Annotated in this window: 21 protein-coding genes; 11 read left to right on the top strand and 10 right to left on the bottom strand. The window is 63.6% G+C overall.

Annotated elements, in window-relative coordinates:
* Window positions 1-69: 69 nt before the first annotated feature.
* Window positions 70-3033: an isoleucine--tRNA ligase gene (gene ileS, locus E5X34_RS09600; RefSeq protein ID WP_292563394.1), complete on the bottom strand. Its 2964-nt coding sequence runs from the start codon at window positions 3031-3033 to the stop codon at window positions 70-72.
* A 4-nt stretch (window positions 3034-3037) separates the two neighbouring features.
* On the opposite strand from ileS, the gene E5X34_RS09595 reads away from it, so the two are divergent.
* Window positions 3038-3364, top strand: coding sequence for a hypothetical protein (locus E5X34_RS09595; protein WP_292563391.1), 327 nt, complete (start codon window positions 3038-3040; stop codon window positions 3362-3364).
* On the opposite strand, the gene E5X34_RS09590 is transcribed toward E5X34_RS09595, so the two are convergent.
* Both E5X34_RS09590 and E5X34_RS09585 read right to left on the bottom strand, forming a co-directional pair.
* A complete protein-coding gene (locus E5X34_RS09590; protein WP_292563389.1) occupies window positions 3354-4151 on the bottom strand; it encodes a MipA/OmpV family protein in 798 nt (265 codons plus the stop codon). The genes E5X34_RS09595 and E5X34_RS09590 overlap by 11 nt on opposite strands.
* A 213-nt stretch (window positions 4152-4364) precedes the next feature.
* Entirely contained in the window at window positions 4365-5447 is a 1083-nt protein-coding gene (locus tag E5X34_RS09585; protein WP_366664877.1) for a glycosyltransferase family 4 protein, read from the bottom strand.
* A 300-nt stretch (window positions 5448-5747) separates the two neighbouring features.
* Here E5X34_RS09585 and E5X34_RS09580 point away from each other — a divergent pair, with 300 nt between their 5' ends.
* From E5X34_RS09580 to E5X34_RS09565, 4 genes are all read left to right on the top strand, one after another.
* Complete coding sequence (locus tag E5X34_RS09580) at window positions 5748-6635, top strand: hypothetical protein (RefSeq protein ID WP_292563384.1); 888 nt, start codon at window positions 5748-5750, stop codon at window positions 6633-6635.
* 142 nt (window positions 6636-6777) lie between these two features.
* Window positions 6778-7728: a glycosyltransferase gene (locus E5X34_RS09575; protein ID WP_292563381.1), complete on the top strand. Its 951-nt coding sequence runs from the start codon at window positions 6778-6780 to the stop codon at window positions 7726-7728.
* Window positions 7729-7741: 13 nt separating this feature from the next.
* The gene (locus E5X34_RS09570) at window positions 7742-9178 is read left to right on the top strand and encodes a glycosyltransferase family 1 protein (RefSeq protein WP_292563378.1); all 1437 of its coding nucleotides are present in this window, start codon (window positions 7742-7744) and stop codon (window positions 9176-9178) included.
* A 217-nt stretch (window positions 9179-9395) separates the two neighbouring features.
* On the top strand, window positions 9396-9950 hold the full coding sequence (locus E5X34_RS09565) for an HdeD family acid-resistance protein (protein ID WP_292563376.1): 555 nt from the start codon (window positions 9396-9398) through the stop codon (window positions 9948-9950).
* A 13-nt stretch (window positions 9951-9963) separates the two neighbouring features.
* On the opposite strand, the gene E5X34_RS09560 is transcribed toward E5X34_RS09565, so the two are convergent.
* Window positions 9964-10947: a bifunctional riboflavin kinase/FAD synthetase gene (locus E5X34_RS09560; protein ID WP_292563373.1), complete on the bottom strand. Its 984-nt coding sequence runs from the start codon at window positions 10945-10947 to the stop codon at window positions 9964-9966.
* Window positions 10948-10979: 32 nt separating this feature from the next.
* The gene (locus tag E5X34_RS09555; RefSeq protein WP_292563370.1) at window positions 10980-11828 is read right to left on the bottom strand and encodes a TIGR01459 family HAD-type hydrolase; all 849 of its coding nucleotides are present in this window, start codon (window positions 11826-11828) and stop codon (window positions 10980-10982) included.
* Window positions 11829-12112: 284 nt separating this feature from the next.
* On the opposite strand from E5X34_RS09555, the gene E5X34_RS09550 reads away from it, so the two are divergent.
* The 3 genes from E5X34_RS09550 to E5X34_RS09540 all read left to right on the top strand — a co-directional run bounded on the left by E5X34_RS09550 (window position 12113) and on the right by E5X34_RS09540 (window position 16804).
* Window positions 12113-14083 (top strand): TadE/TadG family type IV pilus assembly protein, encoded by a 1971-nt coding sequence (locus E5X34_RS09550; protein ID WP_292563367.1) that lies wholly within the window; start codon window positions 12113-12115, stop codon window positions 14081-14083.
* Window positions 14084-14110: 27 nt separating this feature from the next.
* Window positions 14111-16084, top strand: a complete 1974-nt coding sequence (locus tag E5X34_RS09545) for a pilus assembly protein (RefSeq protein WP_292563364.1) — start codon at window positions 14111-14113, stop codon at window positions 16082-16084.
* Window positions 16085-16171: 87 nt separating this feature from the next.
* The gene (locus E5X34_RS09540; protein WP_292563361.1) at window positions 16172-16804 is read left to right on the top strand and encodes a LysE family translocator; all 633 of its coding nucleotides are present in this window, start codon (window positions 16172-16174) and stop codon (window positions 16802-16804) included.
* Between the two features lie 77 nt (window positions 16805-16881).
* On the opposite strand, the gene E5X34_RS09535 is transcribed toward E5X34_RS09540, so the two are convergent.
* Window positions 16882-17706 carry a DUF2189 domain-containing protein gene (locus E5X34_RS09535; RefSeq protein WP_292563359.1) on the bottom strand — a complete coding sequence of 275 codons (825 nt, stop codon included), beginning with the start codon at window positions 17704-17706 and terminating at the stop codon, window positions 16882-16884.
* A gap of 167 nt (window positions 17707-17873) precedes the next feature.
* Between E5X34_RS09535 and E5X34_RS09530 the strand changes: the two genes are divergently transcribed.
* The gene (locus tag E5X34_RS09530; protein WP_292563356.1) at window positions 17874-18380 is read left to right on the top strand and encodes a CAP domain-containing protein; all 507 of its coding nucleotides are present in this window, start codon (window positions 17874-17876) and stop codon (window positions 18378-18380) included.
* Window positions 18381-18395: 15 nt separating this feature from the next.
* On the opposite strand, the gene E5X34_RS09525 is transcribed toward E5X34_RS09530, so the two are convergent.
* The 4 genes from E5X34_RS09525 to E5X34_RS09510 all read right to left on the bottom strand — a co-directional run bounded on the left by E5X34_RS09525 (window position 18396) and on the right by E5X34_RS09510 (window position 22965).
* On the bottom strand, window positions 18396-19379 hold the full coding sequence (locus tag E5X34_RS09525) for a 2-oxoglutarate and iron-dependent oxygenase domain-containing protein (protein ID WP_292563353.1): 984 nt from the start codon (window positions 19377-19379) through the stop codon (window positions 18396-18398).
* Between the two features lie 78 nt (window positions 19380-19457).
* Window positions 19458-20990 (bottom strand): DHA2 family efflux MFS transporter permease subunit, encoded by a 1533-nt coding sequence (locus E5X34_RS09520; protein WP_292563350.1) that lies wholly within the window; start codon window positions 20988-20990, stop codon window positions 19458-19460.
* 296 nt (window positions 20991-21286) lie between these two features.
* A complete protein-coding gene (locus tag E5X34_RS09515; protein ID WP_292563347.1) occupies window positions 21287-22489 on the bottom strand; it encodes an HlyD family secretion protein in 1203 nt (400 codons plus the stop codon).
* Window positions 22486-22965 (bottom strand): MarR family transcriptional regulator, encoded by a 480-nt coding sequence (locus E5X34_RS09510; RefSeq protein WP_292563344.1) that lies wholly within the window; start codon window positions 22963-22965, stop codon window positions 22486-22488. Before E5X34_RS09510 ends, E5X34_RS09515 begins: the two co-directional genes overlap by 4 nt.
* Before the next feature lie 274 nt (window positions 22966-23239).
* On the opposite strand from E5X34_RS09510, the gene E5X34_RS09505 reads away from it, so the two are divergent.
* Window positions 23240-23842 (top strand): CDP-alcohol phosphatidyltransferase family protein, encoded by a 603-nt coding sequence (locus E5X34_RS09505; protein WP_292563342.1) that lies wholly within the window; start codon window positions 23240-23242, stop codon window positions 23840-23842.
* Between the two features lie 36 nt (window positions 23843-23878).
* Window positions 23879-25666, top strand: a complete 1788-nt coding sequence (locus E5X34_RS09500) for a bifunctional alpha/beta hydrolase/class I SAM-dependent methyltransferase (RefSeq protein WP_292563339.1) — start codon at window positions 23879-23881, stop codon at window positions 25664-25666.
* Window positions 25667-25677: the final 11 nt, after the last annotated feature.

Here is a 25677-nt window from a genome sequence, read left to right as displayed (position 1 = left end):
GACATGCACTTGTTTGAAGAGTGCATGTCGTTAGCCCAAAACCGCCGCACACTTTTGGGCGACATGCGCCTAGAGACGCCCGAGCGCCTTCAGCTCGTGCAGCACGGCCGCGTCGCGGGCCGAGATATCCGGGAATTCCGGGTCCTGCCCGACATCGGCGGTGTAGCGCCAGGAGCGCGCGCATTTGGTGAGACCGCGATCCTCGGCTTTCTCCACCACCACCGCCACGCCCTTGACGTCGTCGAGCGTGAACGCGCCATCCGGCGCCTTGCCATGCTTGATGACGAGATCGCTGGTGATCGCCATCTCGGCCATGTCGACATCGGCGATGGCCGCTTCCAGCGCGGCGGCGTCCAGCGTCACCACCGGCACGGCCTCCAGCGACGAGCCGATCAGCTTCTCGGCGCGCGCGATCTCCAGCGCGCCGGTGACGACGCGGCGCACCTGCCTCACCTTGCGCCATTTCTCGGCCAGCGCCTCGTTGCGCCAGTTCTGCGGGATCTCCGGGAACTGGTCGAGATGCACCGACACAGCTTCCGGATTGAGGTCGAGCCAGGCTTCCTCGGTGGTGAAGGGCAGCATCGGCGCCAGCCACTTCACCAGGCATTCGAAGAGGTGGCGCACCACCTGGACGGCCGCTCGCCGGCGCAGGCTGGACGGCCCGTCGCAGTAAAGCGCGTCCTTGCGGATGTCGAAGTAGAATGCCGAAAGCTCCACCACCATGAAGTCGAGCAGCGCGCGGGTGATGCGCTTGAACTCGAACGCGTCGTAGCCCTGGCGCACCACTTCGTCCAACTCAGACAGCCGGTGCAGCATCAGCCGCTCCAGCTCCGGCATCGTCTCCACCGGCACGTCCTTGCCGTCGTCATGGGCGAGCGTGCCCAGCATCCAGCGGATGGTGTTCCTGAGCTTGCGATAGGCGTCGATATTGGTCTGCAGCACGTTCTTGCCGAGCCGCTGGTCTTCCCAATAATCGGTCGTCACCACCCAGAGCCGCAGGATATCGGCGCCAGACTGCTTTATCACGTCCTGCGGCACCACCGTGTTGCCGAGCGATTTCGACATCTTGCGGCCTTCCTCATCCATGGTGAAGCCATGGGTGATGACCGCCTCATAAGGCGCCCTGCCCCTTGTGCCGCAGCTTTCGAGCAGCGAGGAATGGAACCAGCCGCGATGCTGGTCGGAGCCCTCGAGATAGACGTCGGCCGGCCATTTGAGGTCCGGACGGTCTTCCAGCGTGAAAACATGGGTCGAGCCGGAATCGAACCAGACGTCCAGGATGTCCATCACCTGGTGCCATTTCGAGGCATCGTGATTGCCGAGGAAACGTTCCTTGGCGCCGTCAGCGAACCAGGCGTCGGCGCCCTCCTTCTCGAAAGCCTCCATGATGCGTTGGTTAACGGCCTCGTCCTTCAGCACATTGCCGTCCTCGTCGGCGAAGACGGCGATCGGCACGCCCCAGGCGCGCTGGCGCGAAAGCACCCAGTCCGGGCGCTCCTCGATCATGGCGCGGATGCGGTTCTGGCCGGCCGCCGGCACGAAACGGGTGTCGTCGATCGCCTTCAGCGCGCGGCTGCGCAGCGTCGTGCCGTCGCCGAGGTCCTTGTCCATATAGACGAACCATTGCGGCGTGTTGCGGAAGATGACCGGCTTCTTCGAGCGCCAGGAATGCGGATAGCTGTGCTTCAGCCGGCCGCGCGCGAAGAGCGCATTGCGCTTGATCAGCTCGTCGATGACGGCCTGGTTGGCGTTGCCCTTCTTGCCGTTGTCGTCGATGACGCGCGCGGCACCGCCTTCGCGTCCCGGGCCGAAGCCCGGCGCGTCCTTGGTGAAGAAGCCGGCATCGTCGACCGTGAAGGGGATCGTGGTGTCGACGCCGCGTGCCCGAAGGTCGGCGGCCGCCTCCATCCAGGCGTCGAAGTCCTCGCGGCCATGACCGGGCGCGGTGTGGACGAAGCCGGTGCCGGCGTCATCGGTGACATGCTCGCCGGCAACCATCGGCACCGGGAATTCATAGCCGCCGCCGAGACCCTTGAAAGGATGCGAAAGCGTAAGCTTCCCAAGCTGTTCGGCCGAGACGCTGTGAAGCCTGTTCAACGTGACCTTGGCCTTGGCGGCGCAGTCCTCGGCCAAGGCATCGGCAAAGATCAGCTTCTCGCCGGGCTGCGGGCCGAAGGCGTTCTCGGCCGCCGTCACCTCATAGAGGCCATAGGCGATGCGCGGCGAATAGCTGACGGCACGGTTGCCGGGGATGGTCCAGGGCGTGGTCGTCCAGATGACGACATGCGCCTCGACCAGATCAAGCGCGGTGTCGTCCAGCGCCGGCGCCGCGCCGGCGACCGGCTGGGCGAGGCTCGCGACCGGGAACTTCACCCAGATCGTGTCGCTCTCATAATCCTGATACTCGACCTCGGCTTCGGCGAGCGCGGTGCGCTCGACCACGCTCCACATCACAGGCTTCGAGCCGCGGTAGAGCTGCCCCGACATGGCAAATTTCAGCAGCTCGCCGGCGATGCGCGCCTCGGCATGGTAGGCCATCGTCGTGTAGGGGTTGTCGAAATCGCCGATGACGCCCAGGCGCTGGAACTCTGAGCCTTGCACCTTGATCCAATCGGCCGCGAAGTCGCGGCATTCCCTGCGGAACTCGTTGACCGGGACCTCGTCCTTGTTCTTGCCCTTGGCGCGATACTGCTCCTCGATCTTCCACTCGATCGGCAGGCCGTGGCAGTCCCAGCCCGGCACGTAGTTGGCGTCGTAGCCGCGCATCTGAAACGAGCGGTTGATGACGTCCTTGAGGATCTTGTTCAGCGCATGGCCGATATGGATGTTGCCATTGGCGTAGGGCGGACCGTCATGCAGCACGAATTTCTCACGGCCGGCGGCCTCCTCGCGCAGCTTTCTGTAAAGGTCCATGTCCTGCCAGCGCTTGACCAGGCCGGGCTCCTTCTCGGGCAGGCCGGCGCGCATCGGGAAATCCGTCTGCGGCAAATAAAGCGTCTTGGAATAGTCGATCGTTTCAACAGCGTCGGTCATTGGGGTGTCGGTCATTGATCTGCCATCTGCGTTGCCGGCGGCGGAAAGCCCGGGCGTTGAAGTCTTAGCTGACGCATATCGCTTTCCCAAAACCGGAGCCCACTTTTGGGCGATATGCGTTGATTTTCTTGAAAAAGCGCGAGGGGCGCGCGCGAAAATTCCCGGCGGCTCCAGCGGCGCTCAGGCCGCCCGGAACACCGGGCCAGTAATTCGTATCGCGATCGCGAAAAGGCGCGAAAAGCTCATCATGGCGTGGCTTTTAGCGGATGGCGCGGCAGGAATAAAGCGCGGAATTCAAGGCATGAAGCCGGTTTCGCGGCCTACATGGTGAAATTAAAGCGATAAGTGGTCGAGACACCGAAGGTCCATTGGTTGCGGTCGCCGCGTTCCTTGACCAGGCTGGAATCGGCAGCCGGCCCCATCAGGCGCGAATATTCGGTGAAGACGCTGGCCGTCATCGGCTCGGTCACCTTCCAGGTGATCGCGCCGCCGACGCCCGCCGATTTCACACCGCCGCCCGGATGGTATTCGCTCAGGCCCGAAGCCACCGCTTCCTTGGCGTTGACGCCGTAATAGGCGTCGAAATAGTTGGACGACGCGAAGGAGACGCGCGGACCGCCGGAAATGCGGACCGTCGGCGTGATGTCATAGAAGGCGTCCGCCGCGATGTCGGCGACGAAGCCGTTATGAGAACGAATGCCGTGCCGCAATTCGGCCCGCGCCCTCACCCAATCCAGCGGATAGAATTCGAAGAAGCCGCCCACCTCACCGCCGAAGCGCACGGGATCGAGCCCCTTGAGCTCGTCCTTGCTGTCGCGCGAGAAAATGAACTTGCCGGTCAGGCCGGCGAGAACGGAACCGTCGTCGATAAGCGCCAGCGAGATGTTGTCGTTGCGCGAGGTGAAGCGCGCCTGCGGACCGACCTTGCCGAGCGAGATGATCGGCTGGGCACTGAACATATATTTCTTGCCGCCCTCGAAATTCGGCGCGACGAGGCCGGTGGCGCCGAGCGTCAGGTACCAGTCGCCGGATATCCAGCTGCCCTCGCCCGCCTCGGCGATAGACGCGGTGAACAGACCTATGGCAACGGCCAGTGGAATCGTCCCGACAATACGCATCGTCACCCCTTACGCGAAACGTGCCGGCAAGACCATCCGCCGACACTCAAGCCATGCCGTGCGTTCGGTAAAATTTGACTTAAACCGCATCGCGCTGAGCCGGGTTCAGGCGACGCGGTTTAAGTCATTGTTCTGATGCATGTCGTTGTCCCAGAACCGCGCACACTTCTGGGCAACATGCATTAAAATCGCAACATCGGACTGAAAGGCCGACTAGCCGACACGCCGGTTGCGGCACAAGCTCTCTATCAGATCGCAGGCCGCTTCCAGCCCGCCGGTAAGCGGGTTTGACGAGCCGTAAGCAAGGGCCGCCTGATGCCATTGCACGCGTACTGCCGCGTCGCCGGCTTTCCGGATCGCCTGTCGCCAGATTTCGGGATCGTCGTGATTGGCCACAACCAGTCCCGCCCCGCTGGCTTCGACATATTTTGCATATCCGCAGGCGGCCGACGCGATGACCGGCAGGCCGTTTGCGAGCGCCTCGAGGATCACCGTGCCGGTATTTTCCAGGCGCGCCGGGTGCAGCATGAAATCGCTCGCGACCACAACCGCCGGGATGTCCTCCTGGATGCCCAGCAGGATGACCCGGTTCGACATGCCGGACTTGGCAATCAGGCTGCGAAGCCGGATTTCCTCCTCGCTGTTTTCGCGAAGACCGGCTACCAGCCAGTGGATGTCCGGGAACGGCTGCAGGGCCTTCACCGCCCGGTCAAGACCCTTCACTTTCATTCTGTTGGCGATGCTCAAGGCAATGACGGCCTGGCGGGGAAGCCCGAACCGATCGCGGATTTCATTGCGGTCGCCAGCCAGCAACTCCGGCCGGCGACGTTTCGGATCGAGCGTCGGTCCGACAACATGGATCCGCGATTTCTCGGTTCGCCAGAAGTCGCGGTAAAGCGCTGCCTGGTGCTCGCTGAGCGCAATGACCTGCACGGCGCTACCCGGGGCAAAAATCATCGATTCGAGTTTTTGCTGGCGAATGAAGCGAGGCGAAAACGGCCGCCACCAGCCGAGCTTCGAGGCAAAATAGGGCGGGTCGCCGGCATAGTAGATGTCCAAGCCCGCCATCTTGTTGAAACCGACCACGCAGTCGAAATCCAGCCTGGCCGTCAGCAGCGTCTTTCCCAGCGCAAATTCGGTGCCCGGGTTGGAAAGAACCCGTGCCGGACGGACTTTTATCGTCGCCGAACTCTCGACATGACCCACCTGCCGCGTCGTCAGGATCGTCACGCTGTGGCCGCGCGCGACCAGTCGGTCGCTGATATTCAGACAATCCCTCTGCAGACCCCCGTTCATAAAGAGGGCAGAGATTGCACAGCAGATTCTCATCACATGTTCCGGAGCGCCGCCCACCCCCAAGATCGACGGAGAGAGACTCCGGGTGCGCCCCAGACTTCCCCATTCAAACAAACACGCCGGGCGCTGAAATGTTGGTCGTGTTAAAAAGACGCATATGCTGTATATAGCGGCTTATCAAGAGACTTGGATGCTGTAGCGTTGAGGCTTTCCAAAAAAAGTCAACCGGATCGCGATTATGAAGATTCCATGGATTGATTGTGGCTGCCAAGCCGGCTTCGCCTGAGAGCTGCCACACCCGTGCCAAAGGCCCTGCGTGAATACAACTGGCGGCAATGGCTGAGGATGCAGCCGCTGACACATGCCATCAAGACCGCCCGTTACCGGAAGATCGACCGGAGATTCCTGAGCCTGCCGGCCAAGGCTTGCGACATCCAGGGCACTCGCGATGCCGCCCGGAGCCGCGATGTGCTGCTCACCATCGCCTTTGGCGATGCCCAATGCCTCGATCTGCAGGTGCGGCTGATCAGGAGACTTGTCCGTTATGACCTCCACATCGTGGCCGATAACAGCATCAGCGAAGCTGCCGCGGACGAGAACAGGAAGGTATGCGCGGCCTACGGCACCTCCTATGTCAGGCTGCCAGCCAATCCATGGACCGTGAAAAACCCGAGCCGGTCCCATGCCGCGGCGCTCAACTGGATGTGGCACAATGTTCTGGAGCCCGCGGCACCGGCCGCGTTCGGATTTCTGGACCAGGATATCTTCCCGACGCAGCCATGCGACCCCTTCGCGCCTCTTCAAGATGTGGCGTTCTACGGCGACCTGCGCCGAGCGGGCGCGCGCTGGTATTTGTGGGCGGGCTATTGTTTCTTCCGCTTCGACGCCGTCGCCCGCAAGCCTCTCGATTTCGGGCTCGACTGGTTCGCCGGCCTCGATACCGGCGGGGCCAACTGGGAGGTGCTCTATCGGGATGTGGACCCGAACGCGCTGCCGCAACGGCCGATAACGGCATTCGCGGCCTTGCCCGGAGTTGAACTCAGGCAGGCCTATTGCGAATGGCGGGGAAGTTGGCTGCACGAAGTCGGCCTCGACGGCGATCTCTCGTTGAAGGCGAAAAAGCGCGAGGCCGTTTTACGCTTACTGCAACCCGCCCTTCAGGCCCTGCCCAGATCGGCGCGACAATGAGATTGGCAGTCGACACGGTGATCGAACTTTGCGATGGAACCTTGAATCCAGACCGCAACCACCCCGTACCCAAACCCGCCGATTCAACGGTCATTCGGTCACGCCCGATTATCGCAAGGATGTTCTGTTGCCGACAGTAAGTGTGATCATTCCGGTGAGAGACGGCGCATCCTACATCGGCGAAGCCTTGCAGAGCATTCTGGACCAGGATCTGGCTGATATCGAAGTCATCGTCGTCGACGATGGCTCCTCGGACGACAGCGCCGCGATCGCGACGTCGCTCGGCGAGGGCGACGGCCGCGTCAAGGTCGTCGCGAATCGCGGCAAAGGCATCGTCGACGCGCTCAATATGGGAATTGCGCTGGCGGGGGCCCCTCTTGTGGCCCGCATGGATGGCGACGACATCTCGCTGCCCGACAGGTTGCGCCTGCAGGCGGCGCGCTTCGACGCGGATGCCGATCTGCAGCTGCTTGGCACGGCGGGATTGCAGATCGATCGAGACGGAAAACCGTTGAGGCCAATGGACGTTCCCATCGGCAACGAGCCGTTGCGGTCCGCGCTTGCCGGATACAATCCCATGCTTCATCCGACAGTGATGTTCCGGACCGAGGCCGTCCGGCGCGTGGGAGGCTACCGTCGCGCATTCACCTATGCGGAGGACTACGATCTGTGGCTTCGGCTTTCCGAGGCGGGAAAGCTGGCCAATATGGATGCGCGGCTGGTTAAATTGCGCTCGCATCCAGGACAGGTGTCGCGCGTCAAGGAGGATCAGCAAAAGGCGGCCGCGGCGCTGGCCAGGCAGTCGGCGCTGTTGCGCCGCTCCCGCGCCGAGCCGTTCGACGCAAACGGCCAACCCGCAGAAGCCATCGGAACCTTTCTGGCATGGCGCGCCGCCACGGGGGCCGGTATCTCGAGCCTGGAGAGACGCGACATCGAATTGCTGCTGCGAACGGCGGGCATCCCGTTTGCCACGACCTGCAAGCTGCTGCTCCTCGCGGCTGTCGGCGCCCCCTCGTTCAGGACGCTCGCGCTCGGGCCTCGACTGGCCTGGCGCAGGATGATCGCGCGCCCTGCCACGATGCGGCCGAATTGATGCGGCCCGGCTGATGCGTCTTGTCGTCGATCTCACCAGCATGGCGCGCTGGCTCGGCCCTCCGGTCGGCCTGGTCCGCGTGCAGCGGCATTACAGCGCGGCCGCGGCCGCGTTCACGGCCTCCGATGTGGCGTTCACGGTCTTCGACCCGGTCGACCGGGTCCTCAGGCAGGTCTCGCCGCAACTGGCGACGGAAATCATCGCCGGAGACATCTCATGCGATATGCATTTTTATCCGGACCCTGCCCGCGTCAAGGTGCAGTTTTACGACCGATGGCCGAACTGGGCGCGGCAGGCGCTGATGGCGATCATAAGACCGCGCCGGATCCTGATAACGGAAATCGGCGCGTTCACCCGGCACAATCCGGACAGCAGTCTCGTTCCGTTGCTTGAGCGGATCGAAAACCGGCTGATGAAGCCCAACGAGCGACGGCTGGTCGCTCGCGACGACGGTTCACGCGTCCGGATCGTGCCGCTGCGGACGGTGGCCGGCAACAAATACGAGCCGGCGCCCGGTGACCATCTGCTTTTGATGAACAATGATTGGTCGCACACCGATATCGGGGTCATTTCGCGCGCGTGCCGCTCGGCAGGCGCGAGGCTGATCGTGCTGTTGAACGATATCATCCCGATCCAGTTTCCCGACTGGTACAAGCGGCACGACGTCAAGCGATTCACGGATTATGTGGCTCTGGCGATCGGGCTGGCGGACCGCTTTATCCTGACGTCGAAGCGCGTCACCGCCGACATGGAGGAGCATGCCGCCGGGCTCGGCCTTCACCTGCCGGAGCTGAAACTGGTCCCGCTCGGCTGCGACAGCGCGCGCAAATCGAAGGCGGACGGCGCCCTGCCGGACGGACTTGAGGCAGGTCGCTACATCCTGTTCGTTTCCACCATCGAACCGCGCAAGAACCATTCGTTGCTCATGGACGTCTGGCGGCGCCTTGTTCAGGACGGAACGGTCGCGCATAGCGGCATGAAGCTGGTTTTCGTCGGCCGCAGCGGCTGGATGGTCGATGGGATCCTTGAGAAGCTTCACAGCCATCCCGACTACGGCCAGAGCCTTATCCATCTCGACAACGTCGATGACGGGACATTGTCCCTGCTCTACCAAGGCAGCGCGTTCTGCGTGTACCCGTCGCTCTATGAGGGATATGGACTGCCGCCTGTCGAGGCGCTGGCCTACGGAAAGGCGCTGATCGCCTCGACAGGCGGGGCCATCCCCGAAGTGGTCGGTCCATTCGGACTCTGCCTTGACCCACTCGATGTCGAAGGATGGGAAAAGGCCATGCGGGAATGGATCACCTCGCCTGAGGTCCGGACTTGCTATGAGGCGAAGGCAGGCGAATTCGTGGCGCGAAGCTGGGAGCTGGCTGGCCGGGAGACGCTGGAGGCCACCCTTGCGCCGTTCCCGGACGAGGTCGCGCCGGCGCGGGAACGAGCGCCTTAATGCATGTCGCCCAAAAAGTGCGCAGCGGTTTTGGGAGAACGACATGCATCAAAACAAAGACTTAAAGCGCGTCGCGCGAATCCGTTTCGACGCGACGCGCTTTAGGCTCGGCCACGCCTGGCCTCCCGCAGGCTCCGCCCGTGTTGCTGAACAACGCCATTCGGTCTAGCTTCCCTTCACCGCACGACCGGTGGTGAATTTTCGAGGGAGATGAACCATGACTTTGCCAAGCGACGCTCTCAGAGACGCAATCGGTCAAACGCGGGACAAATGGGGATGGTTCGTGGCGCTCGGCGTGCTGCTGCTGATCTTCGGCGGCATCGCTTTCGGCAATCTGTTCATCGCCACCGTAGCCTCGGTGTATGTCGTCGGCTGGCTGATGCTGATGGCTGGCATCATCGAGATCATCCACGCCTTCGGGGTCAAGACCTGGGGACGTTTCTTCTATTGGCTGCTGAGCGGCCTGCTCTACGCCGTCGCCGGCTTTTTCGCCTTCGACAACCCGCTGCTCGCCTCGGCGGTGCTGACGCTGCTGCTCGCCATCGCGCTCATCGCCTCGGGACTTTTGCGGTCCTGGGTGGCCTTCACTCACCGGCCGGAGCAAGGCTGGGGATGGCTGCTCGCGGCCGGCATCATCACCATTCTGCTCGGCCTGATGATCGCCATGGGCTGGCCGGTGAACAGCCTTTGGGTGCTTGGCATCTTCCTGGCGATCGACCTGGTCTTCCAGGGCTGGAGCTTCATCGCCATCGGCCTGGCGCTGAAGCGATAAAAGCAACAGGCAATCAGAACGCGATTTCGCTATCCAGTTGCGAGAGCGGGCGCACGCCCGCCAGCAGCGCCCTCGCCTCTGCCTCGTCCGTTTTCATCTGCACCACCAGCGCGTCGAGACCGTCGAATTTGAGCTCCGGGCGCAGGAAGCCGAAGAACGACACCTCACAGTTCTCGCCATAGAGATCGCCGGAAAAATCGAAGACGTAGGTCTCGAGCAGCGGCGCGCCATTGTCGTCGACGGTCGGGCGACGGCCGAAGCTGGCAACGCCGTCATGAAGCGTGCCATCGGCACGGCGGAAGCGGACTGCGTAGATCCCCTCCCTGAGGGCGGCTTCCGGCGAAAGCCGCATGTTGGCGGTCGGGAAACCGAGCATGCGGCCAAGCTGCTGGCCGCCGATCACCGCGGCCTCGACGGTGAAACGGTAGCCGAGCAGGCCGGCGGCCTCCTCCACCTTGCCTTCGGCGAGCAGTCCGCGGATGCGGCTCGACGAGACCACTTCGGCGCCTTCATCGCGGAAGGCGTCGACGAGCGTCACGCCGAAGCCATGCCGTTCTCCCGCCGCCATCAGGAAGGCCGGGCCGCCCTGGCGGTCCTTGCCGAAATGAAAGTCGAAGCCGGTAACGGCATGGTGGATGCCGAGATTCTTCTCCAGCACATCGGTCACGAAAGCCTCGGCGGAGAGCGAGGCGAAATCGCGCGTGAACGGCTGCTCGACCAAGGCGGCGAAGCCAAGTCCGGCGAGCAGCCGCGCCTTCATCGGCGGCGGCGTCAGCACGAAGAGCGGCACCTGTGGCCGGAACACCTTGCGCGGATGCGGCTCGAAGGTGAGCACCAAGGCGGGCACGCCATTGCGGCCGGCCTCAGCCAGCGCGCGCTCCAGGACGGCCTGGTGGCCGCGATGGACGCCGTCGAAATTGCCGATCGCCACGACGCCGCCGCGCAAATGCGCAGGCAACGGCGCGGCTGTGGAAAGACGTTTGAAGGCTTGCGTCATGTCAAAGCGCCCGTCATGGCCAGACTATCAACCTATTGCAGGCGCGGAATGACGGCGACCGGCCGATAGCCGTGCTTTTCGAGAAAGGCCGTCAGCCTTGCGGGATCGTCGCCATGCTCTCGCGCGTGGATGCCGCCGGAGACATAGAGCACGTCAAACCCGTTGTCGGCCGCGCCCTTGACATCTGTCATCATGCCGTCGCCGATGGCGAGAACCTCGCTTCGTTCGACGGCGCGGCCAAGCAGTCCGGCGACCTCCTTCATGGCGACATGGTAGATCGGCGCGAAGGGCTTGCCGGCAATCAGCGTACGGCCGCCCAGTTGCGCGTAATCCCGCGCGAGCGCGCCGGCGCACCAGATGGTGCGCTCGCCGCGCTCCACCAGAATATCCGGATTGGCGCAAATGAAAGGCAGGTTGCGGGCGCGCAGCCGCTGCAGCAGTTCGGCATAGTCGGCGGGCTTCTCGACCTCGTCGTCATAGAGACCGGTGCAGACGACACCCGAGGCCTCGAATTCCTCGACAAGATCGACATCGAGCCCGTCATAGAGCGTGAAGTCGCGCTCCGGTCCGATATGGAAGATCCGCCTTGGGCCGTCGGCGATCAGGTCGCGCGTCACGTCGCCGGAGGTAACGACCCGGTCACAGGCGTCGGCGGGAACACCGATCACCTTCATCTGGGCAACGACGTCGGCGCTGCGGCGTGGCGAATTGGTGATCAGCACGACAGGCACATTGGCCGCGCGTGCGCGCGCAAGCGCGGCGGCGGCCGCCGGAAAATGCCATTCGCCGTTGTGCACGACACCCCATACGTCGCACAGTATGGCCGCGTAGCGCCCCGCCAGATCGTCGAGCGAGGTGATGATGTCAGGCGAATCCGCCATGCCGTGTCCCTGATCTTGAGTCCTGGCGGGCCGCAACAGACTGTCGGCCACGGACGGTTCCGCATAACCGAAGCGTTCGGTCCTGTCACGAGCTTTCCCGACCACCACAGGCCGGGACCTCGATCTCCTTTGCGCCGGAAGCACAGGGTTAATGCGCCGTCAAAAAGCCGGTGCGTTCTTGATGGTTTCGCGCAAGCTGAAATTTAATGATTTGTGACCATGGTACGACGGCAACTGCGACCATGGTCGTATATCGGCATGGATCCTTGGCGGGGGTAAATGCAATGATCCGCGATTTTTTTCGCGACAGGCGGGGTAATTACGCCTTGATGACGGTTATCACGATGATACCGCTGATGGGCGCCGTGGCGATCGCCGTCGACTACACCGAGTTGATCAGGCAGAAGCAGGAAACGCTGAACGCGCTAGACGCGGCGGGTATCGCCACAGCGCAGCAGATCGTCGCCGGCGCCAGCGACGACGCGGTGAAGGCCTTCGCCAAACAGTTCTTCGAAGCAAATCTCTCGCATGTCGCCGCGGCAAACACGGCGCTGACGGTTACCTTGCCAAACAACAATACCGGCGGCGGTACGCTGATTCTCCAGGCCTCGCTCAAATACAAGCCCTATTTCCTGCCGGCGGCCATCATGCTGCTCAATGGCGGCACCGCCGGAGAAACCAACGTAGGCTTGACCGCCAGATCGGAAGTCCGGCTCAAGAACACGCTCGAAGTAGCGCTGGTGCTCGACAATTCCGGCTCAATGAGCATCAATGGCTCGGGAACCGGCCAGAAACGCATCGACCTCCTCAAGCAGGCGGCGAAACAGCTGGTCGACACGCTTGCGCTACAAGCCCAGCAGATGAAACAGATCTCGAAGCCGGTGCAGTTCTCGCTGGTCCCGTTCTCGGCCTCCGTCAATGTCGGCCCGACGCACGACCAGGATCCGTGGATGGATCTGAACGGCGTCTCGCCGATCCACCACGAGGATTTCGACTGGTCGACTATGAGTTCGGCCAACGACCCCAACAAGTACGCGCAAAAGGTCGGCGGCATATGGTACAAGCGCGGCACCGGCTGGGGAGACACCAAAGATCAGCCGCTCACCCGCTTCAGCCTCTATTCCGACATGACCGTCGAGTCCGACCGCGAGACGGTGCAGCCGCCGAGACAGTATGTCTGCGACGTGACCAACAGAGATGGCAGCTGCAACAAAGGCCACTGGGTTACGCCTTCCCCGACATATGTCTACACCACCAGCCGCTATGCCAGCTGGCAGGGTTGCGTGGAGGCCAGGCCGTATCCGTACAATGACGACGACACCACGCCGGACAGCGCCAATCCGGCCACGCTGTTCGTACCGATGTTCGCCCCCGACGAGGCCGGCACGCTTTGGCGCGATTTCAATCGCGATGGCACCAACGACGTCAGCAGCGTGAGCTATGGCTACAGCAACAACTGGTGGGCGGACTGGCCCTATTCGTCCAACCCGACGGCGTCGCAGCGCCAGTCCGACATGCGCAAATACTTCCTGGTCAAGCCATATGGTTCGGCGTCCGCGAGCGCCGGCGACGGTCCGAATGCGGCTTGTACCACCAGTCCGATCACGCCGCTGAAGGATGTCAGCGTGGCGGCTGAGAAACAGGAACTGGATGACGCCATCGACGATATGGCGCCGACCGGCAACACCAACGTGCCGGAAGGCCTTGCCTGGGGCTGGCGAACCGTGTCCAGCAACCAGCCGTTCACCGAAGGTCGGCCGAACAGCGAAAAAGGCAACGACAAGGTGGTCATCGTCCTGACGGATGGCGCCAACACTTACAGCGCCGTCGCCGACTCCGGCTACGCCAACAACAGGTCCACTTACGCCGCCTACGGATATACCGGGCTGACCTATCCCGGTTCAGGCAGCGTCACACGCTTGTTCATGAACACCAGCAGCGCCGTGCCGAAGACCACCTACACCGACAGCAACTATACCGCGGCGCTCGACGAGAACATGCAGACGCTTTGCACCAATGCCAAAGCCGCTGGGGTCATCGTGATGACCGTCTCGCTCGACCTGGTCGATACCAAGGCCGACGAAAAGAAGGCCATGGCCGCCCTCAAGAACTGCGCATCGGACTCGCGTTTCCGCAGGGATCCGACCGACCCGAGCAAGCCGGCGAAGCTGTTCTGGAATTCGACCGGCGCCACGCTTTCGGACGACTTCAAGGCGATCGGCAACGAATTGTCGAACCTGCGCATCGTCAGTTGAGCACAACAACCGGGGCCGCTCGAGCAAATGCGCAAATTCTGGCATCAATTCTGCCATGACCGCCGCGGCAACTATGCCCTCGTTACGGCAGTCGCCATGGTTCCGCTGATGGGAGCCTTGGCGCTGGGGGTCGACTTCACCGAGCTCAACCGCGAGAAGCAGATGGTGCTGAACTCGCTCGACGCCGCCAACTTCGCCGCCGCGGTGCGGCTTTCGCAAGGAGCGACCGACGACCAGATCAGGGCCTACGCGGTCGACTTCTTCAACGCCAACCTCAACAACATCGACCCCGCCAACATCTCGCTCAACATCACGCTGCCGAGCGGCCAGACCGGCGGCGGCTTGATGAAGCTTTGCGCGACGCTCACCTATCATCCCTATTTCCATCCGGCGGCGGCGCTGCTCAGCGGCGCATCGGACGGCGACGCGCATAAGCCGATCCAGGTCGAGATGTGTTCCCAGGTGCGGCTGAAGAACACGCTGGAAGTGGCGATGGTGCTCGACAATTCGGGCTCCATGACAACGCCCGGCACCGGCTCAGGACAGAAGCGCATCGACCTGCTCAAGCAGGCCGCCAAGCAGCTTGTCGACACGCTGGCGCTGCAGGCGGCACAGATCAAGCAGATCGACAAGCCGGTGCAGTTCAGCCTCGTGCCGTTCGCGGCCTCGGTCAATGTCGGGCCGGACAACGACAACGCCCCGTGGATGGACGTCTATGGGCTGTCGCCGGTCGCCAATGAGAATTTCGACTGGTCGACGCTGAACGCGCCCGACAAATACGCCCAGAAGATCAACGGCATCTGGTACAAGAAGGGTACCGGCTGGGGCGAGACGGAAAACCAGGTGCTGAGCCGCTTCGAGCTCTATCGCGACATGAAAGTGGTCACCAGCCACGAGCGTATCGTCGGCAGCAAGCGTGTCGTGTGCGATCAATACCGTTCCAACAACACCTGCGAACGCAGCCACAACGAATATGACTACAACGACACCTACGGCCCGTTCGCCAGTTGGCAGGGATGCGTGGAAGTGCGTCCCTATCCCTACAATGTCGACGACACGCCGGCCTCGGGCGGCCCCAACAACACCGGCATCGGCGTCGGCGATCCCGCAACGATGTTCGTGCCGATGTTCGCGCCTGACGAGCCCGGCAACCATTGGTATGTGACGCAAGACCCTGACGAGCCGAAGCCAGTGACCTATGGCGCCGCCAACAGTTGGTGGAACGACGACCCGTCGAGCATCACCGGCAAGACCAGGCAGTCGAACATGGCCAAATATTTCATGCCGCGGCCGATCAATGCGCCGACGCTGAGCACGGGCGCCGGTCCGAACTACAGCTGCACGACCACGCCGATCACGCCGCTCACCGATGTCACCCAAACGGATGGGCTCGCAGCCATCAAGGCTGCGATCGACCTGATGCAGCCCAACGGCAACACGAATGTGCCCGAAGGCATGGCCTGGGGCTGGCGCACGGTGTCGAGCGCCCCGCCCTTCACCGAGGGGCGGCCGGAAACCGAGCGCGGCAACGACAAGGTGGTCATTGTGCTGACCGACGGCGAGAACACCTACTCGACGGTCAGTTCCGACCCGGCCGGCAACAAGTCGACCTATGCCGCCTATGGATATACCGGCGTCGGCTATAACGGCACCTCGGTCACCCGCCTGTTCGGCGGCACGTCGAGCGCGATCGGCCAGTTCAACTATTCGTCGAGCAACTACACCGCCGCGATGAACGAGCAAATGGCGAAGCTGTGCGACAACGCCAAGGCCGGCAACATCATGGTGATGACGGTGGCGCTCGACATGTCCTCGACCAGCTCAAGCGACCAGAAGGCCATGGCGGCGCTGAAAGCCTGCTCTTCCGACTCCCGCTTCCGCAAGGATCCGACCGATCCCAGCAAACCGGCAAAACTGTTCTGGAACGCAACGGGGGCGACGCTGTCCGACAACTTCAAGGAAATCGCCAACGAGTTGTCGAACCTGCGCGTGGTCGGGTAAGGCGCGCTGGCGTAAAGGGCAATCCCATCAAGCCCTTGCGACGTTTAACGAAGCGGCGCACATCTCGGGAACTTTCCGGAGATCCCGATGCCTGACGCCGCCAACCACCTCACCTTCGCGCTGATCTGCCTGGGCATGGTGCTCACACCCGGCCCGAACATGATCTACCTCATCTCGCGCTCGCTGTCGCAAGGGCCGAAGGCTGGGCTGATCTCGCTCGGCGGCGTGGCGCTGGGCTTCCTGTTCTATGTCGTGTCGGCGGCCTTCGGCATCACGGCGCTGATCTTCGCCGTGCCTTTTGCCTACGACGCGCTACGCTTCGCCGGCGCGCTCTATCTGTTGTGGCTCGCCTGGCAGGCGCTCAAGCCCGGCGGACGCTCGCCCTTCCAGGTCCGTGAATTGCCCAGGGACAAGCCGCGCAAGCTTTTCGTCATGGGGCTGATGACCAACCTGCTCAACCCGAAGGTGGCGGTGCTCTATCTGTCGCTGCTGCCGCAGTTCATCAATCCGGGCAAGGGCCATGTTCTATCGCAGCTTTTGGTGCTTGGCGTGACGCAGATCTCGATCAGTCTCACCGTCAACGCCATCATCGCGGTGACCGCCGGCTCGATCGCGAATTTCCTTGCCGGACGGCCGTTCTGGCTGGTCGTCCAGCGCTGGATGATGGGCACAGTGCTGACGGCGCTGGCGCTGAAAATGGCGACCGAGGCGCAGAGATAGGGCGCATTGATATTCAGGTGAGGCCGGCCGCGAATGGCGGCCTGACCTGAATCCCAACGCACCCTACTGGCGTACCTCTACATCGGCCGGCGCACCGGCCGGATCTGCTCCGGCTCGACCACCTTGCGGTAGAGATGCCAGGTCGCGTGGCCGAGGATCGGCATGACGACGGCGAGTCCGGCAAACAGCGGAATCGAGCCGATTACCAGGAGCACGGCGACCGTCAGGCCCCAGAGGGCCATCGTCAGCGGATTGGCCATCACCACGCGGGCCGAGGTCTCGATCGCCGCGACGGCGCCGACGTCGCGGTCGAGCAAGAGCGGGAAGGCGACGACGGTGGTTCCTAGAACGACAACGGCGAAAACGAAGCCGACGGCGTTGCCGACGAGGATCAGGGTCCAGCCCTTGCCGGTCGTCAGCACGTCGCGCACGAAAGTGCCGACCGAAGCAGGCGGCTCGGCGCCGAACAGGCTGGTGTAGAGCGACTGCGCGGTGAACAGCCACAACAGGAACAGCGCGAAGAGCAGGATGCCGATGACCGCGATCGACGGCAGTGCCGGCGAATGGCGCACGTCCAGCGCATGGTGCCAGCGGCTGCTCATGCCAAGCTCGCGCCGGCGGCTGATCTCATAGAGGCCGATGGCCGCGAACGGACCGATCAGTGCGAAGCCGGACATCAGTGGATAGACGAGCTGGATGGCGTTCGAGCCCGAGCTCCATTGCGTCAGGATGAGGCCGACGATCGGATAGATCAGGCACAGGAACACGTAATGCGAAGGCTTGGCCCAAAAATCCTCGGCGCCGAGCTTGAGCGCGTCCCAAAGGTCCGCGGTCGAGATGTGGCGCACCGTGGGCTGAACATGCGCGCCGTACGCGTCCGTCATGACATGAAAACCGGCCATAACCGTCCTCCGTTTATATCGGGGGCGGTCACCGCCTGGGTGGCCGCCCGTGGCTGCCACTTTCAAGAACGCCGGGATGATAACCGATCTTCCGGGAAAAGTCGCCGCTTGATACGATTTTCCTCGCCTGCCCGGCAAAAGCCATGATCGGCGGTATCAGAGGCCGGATGAGCATCTCGACCACCGCCCTCCCCGATATGAACCGTCGCATGCTGATCAAGGCCGCTGGCCTTGCAGCACTTGCGGGCATCGCCGCCTGCAGCACCGTCACGGTGCCGACCGGTGAAGGCGCCGGCGTCTCTTCGACCGCCACGGCGACGCTGGCCGGCATTCGCACCACGGCCGGGCTGCCGGCGCTGGTTCCCGACACGCAGCTCGAACAGGCGGCGCTGCAGCAGGCCGGCTACATGGCATCGCGCGAGCGCATGAGCCACACCACCGGCTGGGGCAAGGATTTCGCCTCGCGCATGAAGGACAATGGCGTGCGGGGCGCGGCGGCCGAAAACATCGCCGAAGGCCGCTTCGACCTGCAAAAACTGTTCGACATCTGGATGCATTCGGACGGTCACCGCCGCAACATGCTCGATCCGGACTTCAGCCGCTTCGGGCTCGCCTACGTGCGCGACGGCCGCGATCCTGCCTTGCGCTACTGGGCGCTGGTGCTGGGTCGATAAGGCGTCGGCCCCGCCCTATTTCGTCGTCGCCTTGAACTTGCCCATCAGATAGGGGCCGGAGCGAACCGGCTCATATTTCGGCGCCTCTCCCTCGGCCAGGCATGCGTCCAGCACCGCAATCTCGGCGTCCCAGTTCGGCTGGTGGAAGAAAGCCATCGATTGCCGGCGATCCTTGCCGCCCTGCTGCGCCGGCGGATTGACGACACGATGCACGGTGGACACCCAACGATCGTTGGTCCAGCGCGCCATCAGGTCGCCGATGTTGATGACGAAGGCGCCGGGCACTGGCGGCACCTCAGCCCATTCGCCGCCCGGCGCGACGATCTGCAGCCCGCGCGACCCTGGCTGCGGCAGCAGGATGGTCAGGCTGCCATAGTCGGTATGAGCGCCGGCGCGGATCTGGCCGGGCTTCGGCGCGACATGTTGCTCGGGATAGTTCAGCGCTCTCAGCGCGCTGATCGGCGCATCGAGGAAGACGTCGAAATAGGTTTCCGGCAAATCAAGCGCGGTGGCGAAGACCCGCATGATGCGCACCGCAAGGTCCTCGAGAGCCGCATAATAGGCCTTCCAGGCTTCGATGAAGCCTTCGGGCTCGGCCGGCCAGATCGTCTCGGCGTAGCAGAAGGCCAGGGCCTCCGGGTCCTTGATGCCCGGAGGCACGCGGGGAGGTCCGCCGTTGAAGCTCTCCTTCAAGTCCGGCGGCGTGTCGACGTTGCGGGACTTTGCCAGCGCCTCGGTCTCGGGGCCGAGATATCCGTAGGGATAACCCTTGTAGGGCGCCTTCGCGCGCTGCTTTTGCTCGGGCGGCAGGTCGAAGAAGGCCTTCGCCTTCGACCAGGCGGCGTCGATCACGGCCTGCGGAACGCCGTGGTTCATTACCGCGAGGAAGCCGGTGCTGCGGCAGATGCGGTCGACCTCGCGGCCGAGCGCCTTCTTCCGCGCGGCGCTCGCGGTCTCGAATTGTCCGAGATCGAATACTGGAAATGACAGGTTCTGCATCGCGTTCATCCAACCGCTCAACGCTGAAACGATCCAGCCTGTCCCGGTCGTGATCTAGGACCAACCGGTGTGGCGGTCCTAGTCCATATGCGCCGCCGGCGCACCGCCCGCCGGCGCTGCCTTGGGCTTGCGCAGCAGGATGACGAACGGGATCGCGGCCAGCGTCATCACCATCAGGATTTTGAAGTCGTTGATATAGGAGATCATCATCGCCTGCGCATTCACTGCGCGGTCGACCTGCGAAAGAGCCGCCGGGTCTCCGGCGGCCGCCGCCGGAGACGCAGCCCATAGGTTGGGATTGTAGGGGTTGATGAAGGCCGACAGCTCGGTGTGGTTGATCTGGGTGTTGCGCACCATCAAGGCCGCGACCACCGACACGCCGATCGACGAGCCAAGATTGCGCACCAGGCTGAACAACGAGGTGGCGTCAGTCCGGTAGCGGGCATCGAGCGTGGCGAAGGCGACCGTCGACAGCGGCACGAACACCATGCCCATGCCGAGACCCTGGATGACGCCCGAGGTGAGGATCAGCCAGTTGTCCATCTGCGGCGTGAAGCTTGCCATGGTGTAGAGCGACTGCGCGGTCAGCAGGAAACCGATGGCGACGAGGATCCTCGCATCGAACCTGTGCATGATGCGGCCGACGACCAGCATCGAGATCATAGTGCCGATGCCGCGCGGACCCAGCACCACGCCGATGGTCACGGTCGGATAGCCGAAGATGTTGGCCAGCATCGGCGGCAACAGCGACATCGAGGCCAGGATCAGCACGCCCATGACGAAGATGAAGCCCAGCCCGGTCACGAAATTGCGGTCGAGGAAGATCTTTGGGTCGATGAAGGGATGCTCTGCCGTCACCGTGTGGATGATGAACACCCAGAAGCCTGTGAGCGACAGAGCAAGCTCGATCCAGATCTCGGCCGAGTTGAACCAGTCGACCTCGCCGCCGCGATCGAGCAGGAGCTGCAGCGCGCCGACGCCGAGCGAGAGCATGGCGAAGCCGAAGAAGTCGAAGCCGCGCACGCGCTTGGCGATGACAGGCAGATAGGCGGCCATGCCGAGGAAGGCGAGGATGCCGACCGGCAGGTTGATGAAGAACACCCAGCGCCAGTTGAAGTTCTCCGTCAGCCAGCCGCCGAGCGTCGGCCCCAGGATGGGCCCAAGCATGATGCCGGCGCCCCAGATGGCCATCGCCTGGCCGTGGCGCTCCTTCGGGTTGATGTCGAGCAGGAAGGTCTGTGACAGCGGCACGATGGCCGCGCCGAACACGCCCTGCAGCAGGCGGAAGAGCACGATCGTCTCGAGGCTCCAGGCAAGGCCGCAGAGCATGGAGAAGATGGTGAAGCCGACGACGGAGGCGAGGAACAGCTCCTTGCGGCCGAGCCGGTCGGCGAGCCAGCCGGTGACCGGCGTCATGATCGCCGCCGCCACGATATAGGAGGTCAGCACCCAGTTGATGTTGTCGGGCGACGCGCCGAGGTCGCCCGTCATGGTCGGCAGCGCGACATTGGCGATCGTGGTGTCGAGCGCCTGCATGATGGTCGCCAGCATCAGCGCGACGGTGATAAGTCCGCGATGCGGCACTTCCTTGAAGGGTTCGGGCGTGCTCATGATGCTGAACTTCCAGCAGGTAACAAAACCGTGTACATTAGGCTTCCGGGCGGCAAAGCCTTCCGTTGAGAGACCTTCATCGCGGTGGGACGCGACTATCGATGTGGGGGTTACATCGACTGAAAGTCTCTGTTGGAGCGGATGCCTGCCGCCCGGAAACCTGAGGACCGACGGGTCCGTGACGAAGGTTTCGGTTTTGATCGCGCCGTCAAACGGCTGATCTTAAACGCTTATCCTTCTCACTCCTCCCATCAGACCAATCCCCTGCTCCGCCTCCGATTCATGGGGGCGTATTGTTACTGCGCGTGCTCTCCTGCCGTGGCATGGCCGAAGATCGATGGCAGACCGCGCGCCACGCCGGTGTCGACAGTGACGGTCGCGCTCATGCCGGTGCGTAGCGCCATCCTGGCGTCTGGATCGGTCAGTTCCAGGCGCACGGGAATGCGCTGCGTGACCTTGACCCAGTTGCCGGTGGCGTTTTGCGCGGGCAGCAGCGAGAACTCCGCGCCCGTGCCGGCGCCGATCGCCTTGACCGTCGCCTCGAAGGTGCGGCCCGGATAGGTGTCGACGACGATCTCCGCCTTCTGGCCCGGCTTCATGTTGGTGAGCTGGGTCTCCTTGAAATTGGCGTCGATCCAGGTGTCGCCGGTCTCGACGAGCGCGAAGAGCGGCGTGCCGACGGAAACATACTGGCCGACCTTGAAGGAAGCCGCCTGGTAGATGACGCCGTCGGCCGGCGCCTTCACCGTGGTCTGCGCCAGATCATAGGCCGCCTTGTCGCGCGCGGCCAAAGCGGCCATCACGGTCGGATGCTTGTCGGTCTCGATGTCCGGATTGCCGCCGAGCGCCGCCTTGGCGCTGACGATGCCTTGCTCAGCGACGGCCAGTTGCTGCTTGGCCTTGTCGAGATCGTTGCGGGCCTCATCGAGCGAGGACTTGGCGTTGATGCCCTTCTGCGCGAGATCGGCGGCGCGGTCATATTGCGACTGCGCATAGTCGACCTCGCTCGAGGCGGACTTCTCCTGCGCCATCGCCTGGCTGTAGGCGGCGCGCAGCTGCTCCACATTGAGGCGCGCCGCGGCGACCGCCGCATCGGCCTGGGCGAGCGCGATCCTGTAAGGCTCGGGATCGATGACGAAGAGAAGGTCGCCCTGCTTGACCAGCTGGTTGTCGGCGATGCCGACCTGAACGATACGGCCGGCTGTGTCGGAGGCGACCGAAATCCTGGCCTGCTGCAGGTTGGCGTTCTCGGTTTCCTGATAGCGGCCGCCCGTCACCCAGACATAGGAGCCGCCGACAAGCAGCGCCAGCGGCAGCGCGACCATGAGCAGGAAGCGGCCGAGGCGGCGCTTCTTCTTCGGCGCGACCGGCGCCGGCTGCGGCTCCGGAGCCACGGCGACCGGGGCGGAAGCCGGCTGCGCCGGCGCTTCAGCGACCGGCTGTGCCGGCGCGTTCAGCTTGGTGACGTTGTCGTCTTCCCGCTTGGCTGCTGCGCTCATGCCGCTGCCCCTTCCCTGCTCTTGATCTTTTCTAGGGACGATGCCTCGCCGTCCGTCAGGTTCTGCACGATCGTGTCCAACACCCGGATCAGGATGCGTCGGTCTTCAGGCGAAACGCCGGTCAGCGACTCCTCATAGACCTCGCCGGCAAGGCTTTTGACATCTGCGTAGGCAGCGCTCGCCTTCTCGGTCGGGAAGATCATGCGCACGCGCCGGTCGGTGGCGTCCTGGCGGCGCTCGATCCAGCCGCCCTCCTCCATGCGGTCGACGAGGCGCGAGACGCTGATCGGCTCGATTTCGAGCAGTTCGGCCAGCCGCGCCTGCGTGATGCCTTCTTCCTTGGCGACGCGCACCATCAGTCGCCATTGCGCCGAGGAAAGCCCTAACCCGCGGGCGCGCGCCTCGAAGCGCTTGCGCATCAGGCGCTGCACGTCGTGGATCAAAAATCCCAATCTGTCGATGCCATCCGAAACCATGAGCGATACATATAATAAGCGTGCTTATTATTCAAGGGGACGCATTGCACCAGAAGCCGGCAAGTCGTCATGGCAGGCATTTGGTGCATTCATGGTTAGCGCCCGGTGAATTCGGCAATCGGTGAACGGCTACCCAAGGCCGAAGCTGCGGTTTCAGGCGATGCATTCACAGCAAGGCGTCAACCGTCTGAAAATTCATTGTGTTTTCTGCCACACGCTAGCGCCGCTCGCCTCGCTCGTGGTAAAGCTGCACCGTGGATCGGGGGATCACGCAATGCCGACGCTCTATGCGCTGAAGCCGGCCTTCCAGGACAGGCTGCGACCGCTTGTCAGCCGTCTGGCAGCAATGGGCGCGACAGCCAATTTCATCACCTTGCTGGCGGCCACCCTGTCGATCGCGGCCGGCGTGGCGATCGCGGCGGCGCCGGGTTCGCGCCTGCTTGTGCTGCTCGTCCCCCTGGTGCTGTTCGTGCGCATGGCGCTTAACGCGATGGACGGCATGCTGGCGCGGGAGCACGGCCAGGCCTCTACGCTTGGCATGTATCTGAACGAGATCTGCGACGTCGTTTCCGATTTGGCGCTGATCCTGCCCTTCGCGGCCTTTACGCAATTCGGCCAATGGGCTGTCGTTGCCTTTGCCCTGGCAGCCATGCTTGCCGAATTCGCCGGCGTGCTCGGCATCGCCGCAGGCATCGGTCGCAACTATGCCGGCCCGTTCGGCAAGAGCGACCGGGCGCTTGGGCTCGGCGTGGTCGCGGCCTTATGCGCCCTGGGGCTATGGCCCGCGGCCATCGCGCCGTTTGTGTTTCCGGCCATGGCTACGCTGTCGCTGCTGACCGCCATAAACCGGATACGCGCCGGTCTTACTGCCGGCTAAGCATCGAGGCTCGCGATGCAGTCCGAGGGGAACAGCATGCTTCACGAACAGATCGGCGCCGCGCCGGCGGAAAGCCTTACGCGGCAGGCGCAGGAACGCAGCTTCCACAGCCATGACGGCACGGAGATTTTCTACCGTTTCTGGCCGGCGGCATCGGCCGAGGCCAAGGGCGCGGTGGTGCTCGTCCATCGCGGCCACGAGCATGGCGGCCGCATGGCGCATCTGGTCGATGAATTGCGAATGCCGGATTACGCCTTCTATGCCTGGGATGCGCGCGGCAATGGCCGCTCCGCCGGCGAGCGCGGCTATGCGCCGTCCTTCGCGGCGCTGGTGCGCGATATCGACTGTTTCATGCGCGAGATCGCCGCAAAGGACGGTTTTGCCGCACAGGATATCGCGCTGATCGCGCAGTCCTTCGGCGCGGTGCTCGCCGCCGCCTGGGTGCATGACTATGCGCCGAAACTGCGCGCCATGGTGCTCGCCTCGCCCGCCTTCTCGGTCAAGCTCTATGTGCCTTTCGCGAAGGAAGGCATCGCGCTGTGGCAGAAGATCAACGGGCGCTTCTTCGTCAATTCCTATGTCAAGGCGAGCCTTCTCACCCATGATCCGGTGCGCATCGCCTCGTTCGAGAACGACCCGCTGATCACGCGCCCGATCGCTTCCAACATCCTGGTCGAGCTCTACCAGCATGCGGCGCGCATCGTCTCCGACGCCCGCGCCATCACCGTGCCGACGCAGCTTCTTTTGTCCGGCAGCGATTGGGTGGTGCGGCACGGCCCCCAGCACGAGTTCTTCGTCAATCTCGGCAGCCGCGTGAAGGAGCGGCATGTACTGTCGGGCTTCTTCCACGATACGCTGGGCGAGCGCGACCGCGCCAAGGCGCTCGACCTGATCCGGCCGTTTATCGAAGAGCAGTTCCAGAAGCCGGCCGAGGCTGTCGACCTGAAGCAGGCGGACATCACCGGCTACACGCGCGACGAGGCCGACAGGCTTGCCTCGCCGCTCGATCTTCTGTCGCCCAGTGGCCTCTATTGGGCCATGAGCCGCGCGTTCATCCGCATCGGCAGCTGGTTCTCGCGCGGCATGAAGATCGGCGTCGGCACCGGTTTCGATTCCGGCTCGACGCTGGACTATGTCTACGAGAACGAGGCGCGAGGGCTCGGGCCAATCGGCCGCATGGTCGACAGGACTTTTCTCGACGCCATTGGCTGGCGCGGCATCCGCCAGCGCAAGCTCAACCTCGAGGAGCTGATCGGCCAGGCGCTAGCATCGCTGAAAGCGGCCGGACGGCCAGGCCACATAATCGACATCGCCGCCGGCCACGGCCGCTACGTGCTCGACGCGATCGGCAAGAGCGCCGAACAGCCGGCCAGTGTGCGTCTGCAGGATTATTCCGACCTCAATGTCGAACTCGGCCGCAAGCTGATCGCCGATCGGCAATTGCCGGCCAGCGTCTCGTTCCGCCGCGCCGATGCCTTCGACGTCGACGGGCTCGCCGCGCTGAACCCGACGCCGGACCTCGCTATCGTCTCCGGCCTCTACGAGCTCTTCTCGGACAATGCGTTGATCGCCGGCTCGCTCGGCGGCCTGGCCCGCGCCATGCAGCCGGGCAGCCTGCTGATCTACACCAACCAGCCCTGGCATCCGCAGCTCGAAATGATCGCGCGCAGCCTGACTTCGCATCGCGGCGGCCAGGCCTGGGTGATGCGGCGGCGCACGCAAGCCGAGATGGACCAGCTGGTCGAAGCCGCCGGCTTTGAGAAGCTCGACCAGCGCATCGACCAATGGGGTATCTTCACCGTCTCGCTGGCAAGGCGGATTTAGGACCGCCCACG

Origin of the sequence: Mesorhizobium sp., from assembly GCF_004963255.1 — a bacterium.
In the GTDB taxonomy this organism is placed as follows: Bacteria; Pseudomonadota; Alphaproteobacteria; order Rhizobiales; family Rhizobiaceae; genus Mesorhizobium.
Note: the sequence above shows the minus strand (reverse complement) of the source record. Positions and strands in the feature narration are given on the sequence as shown.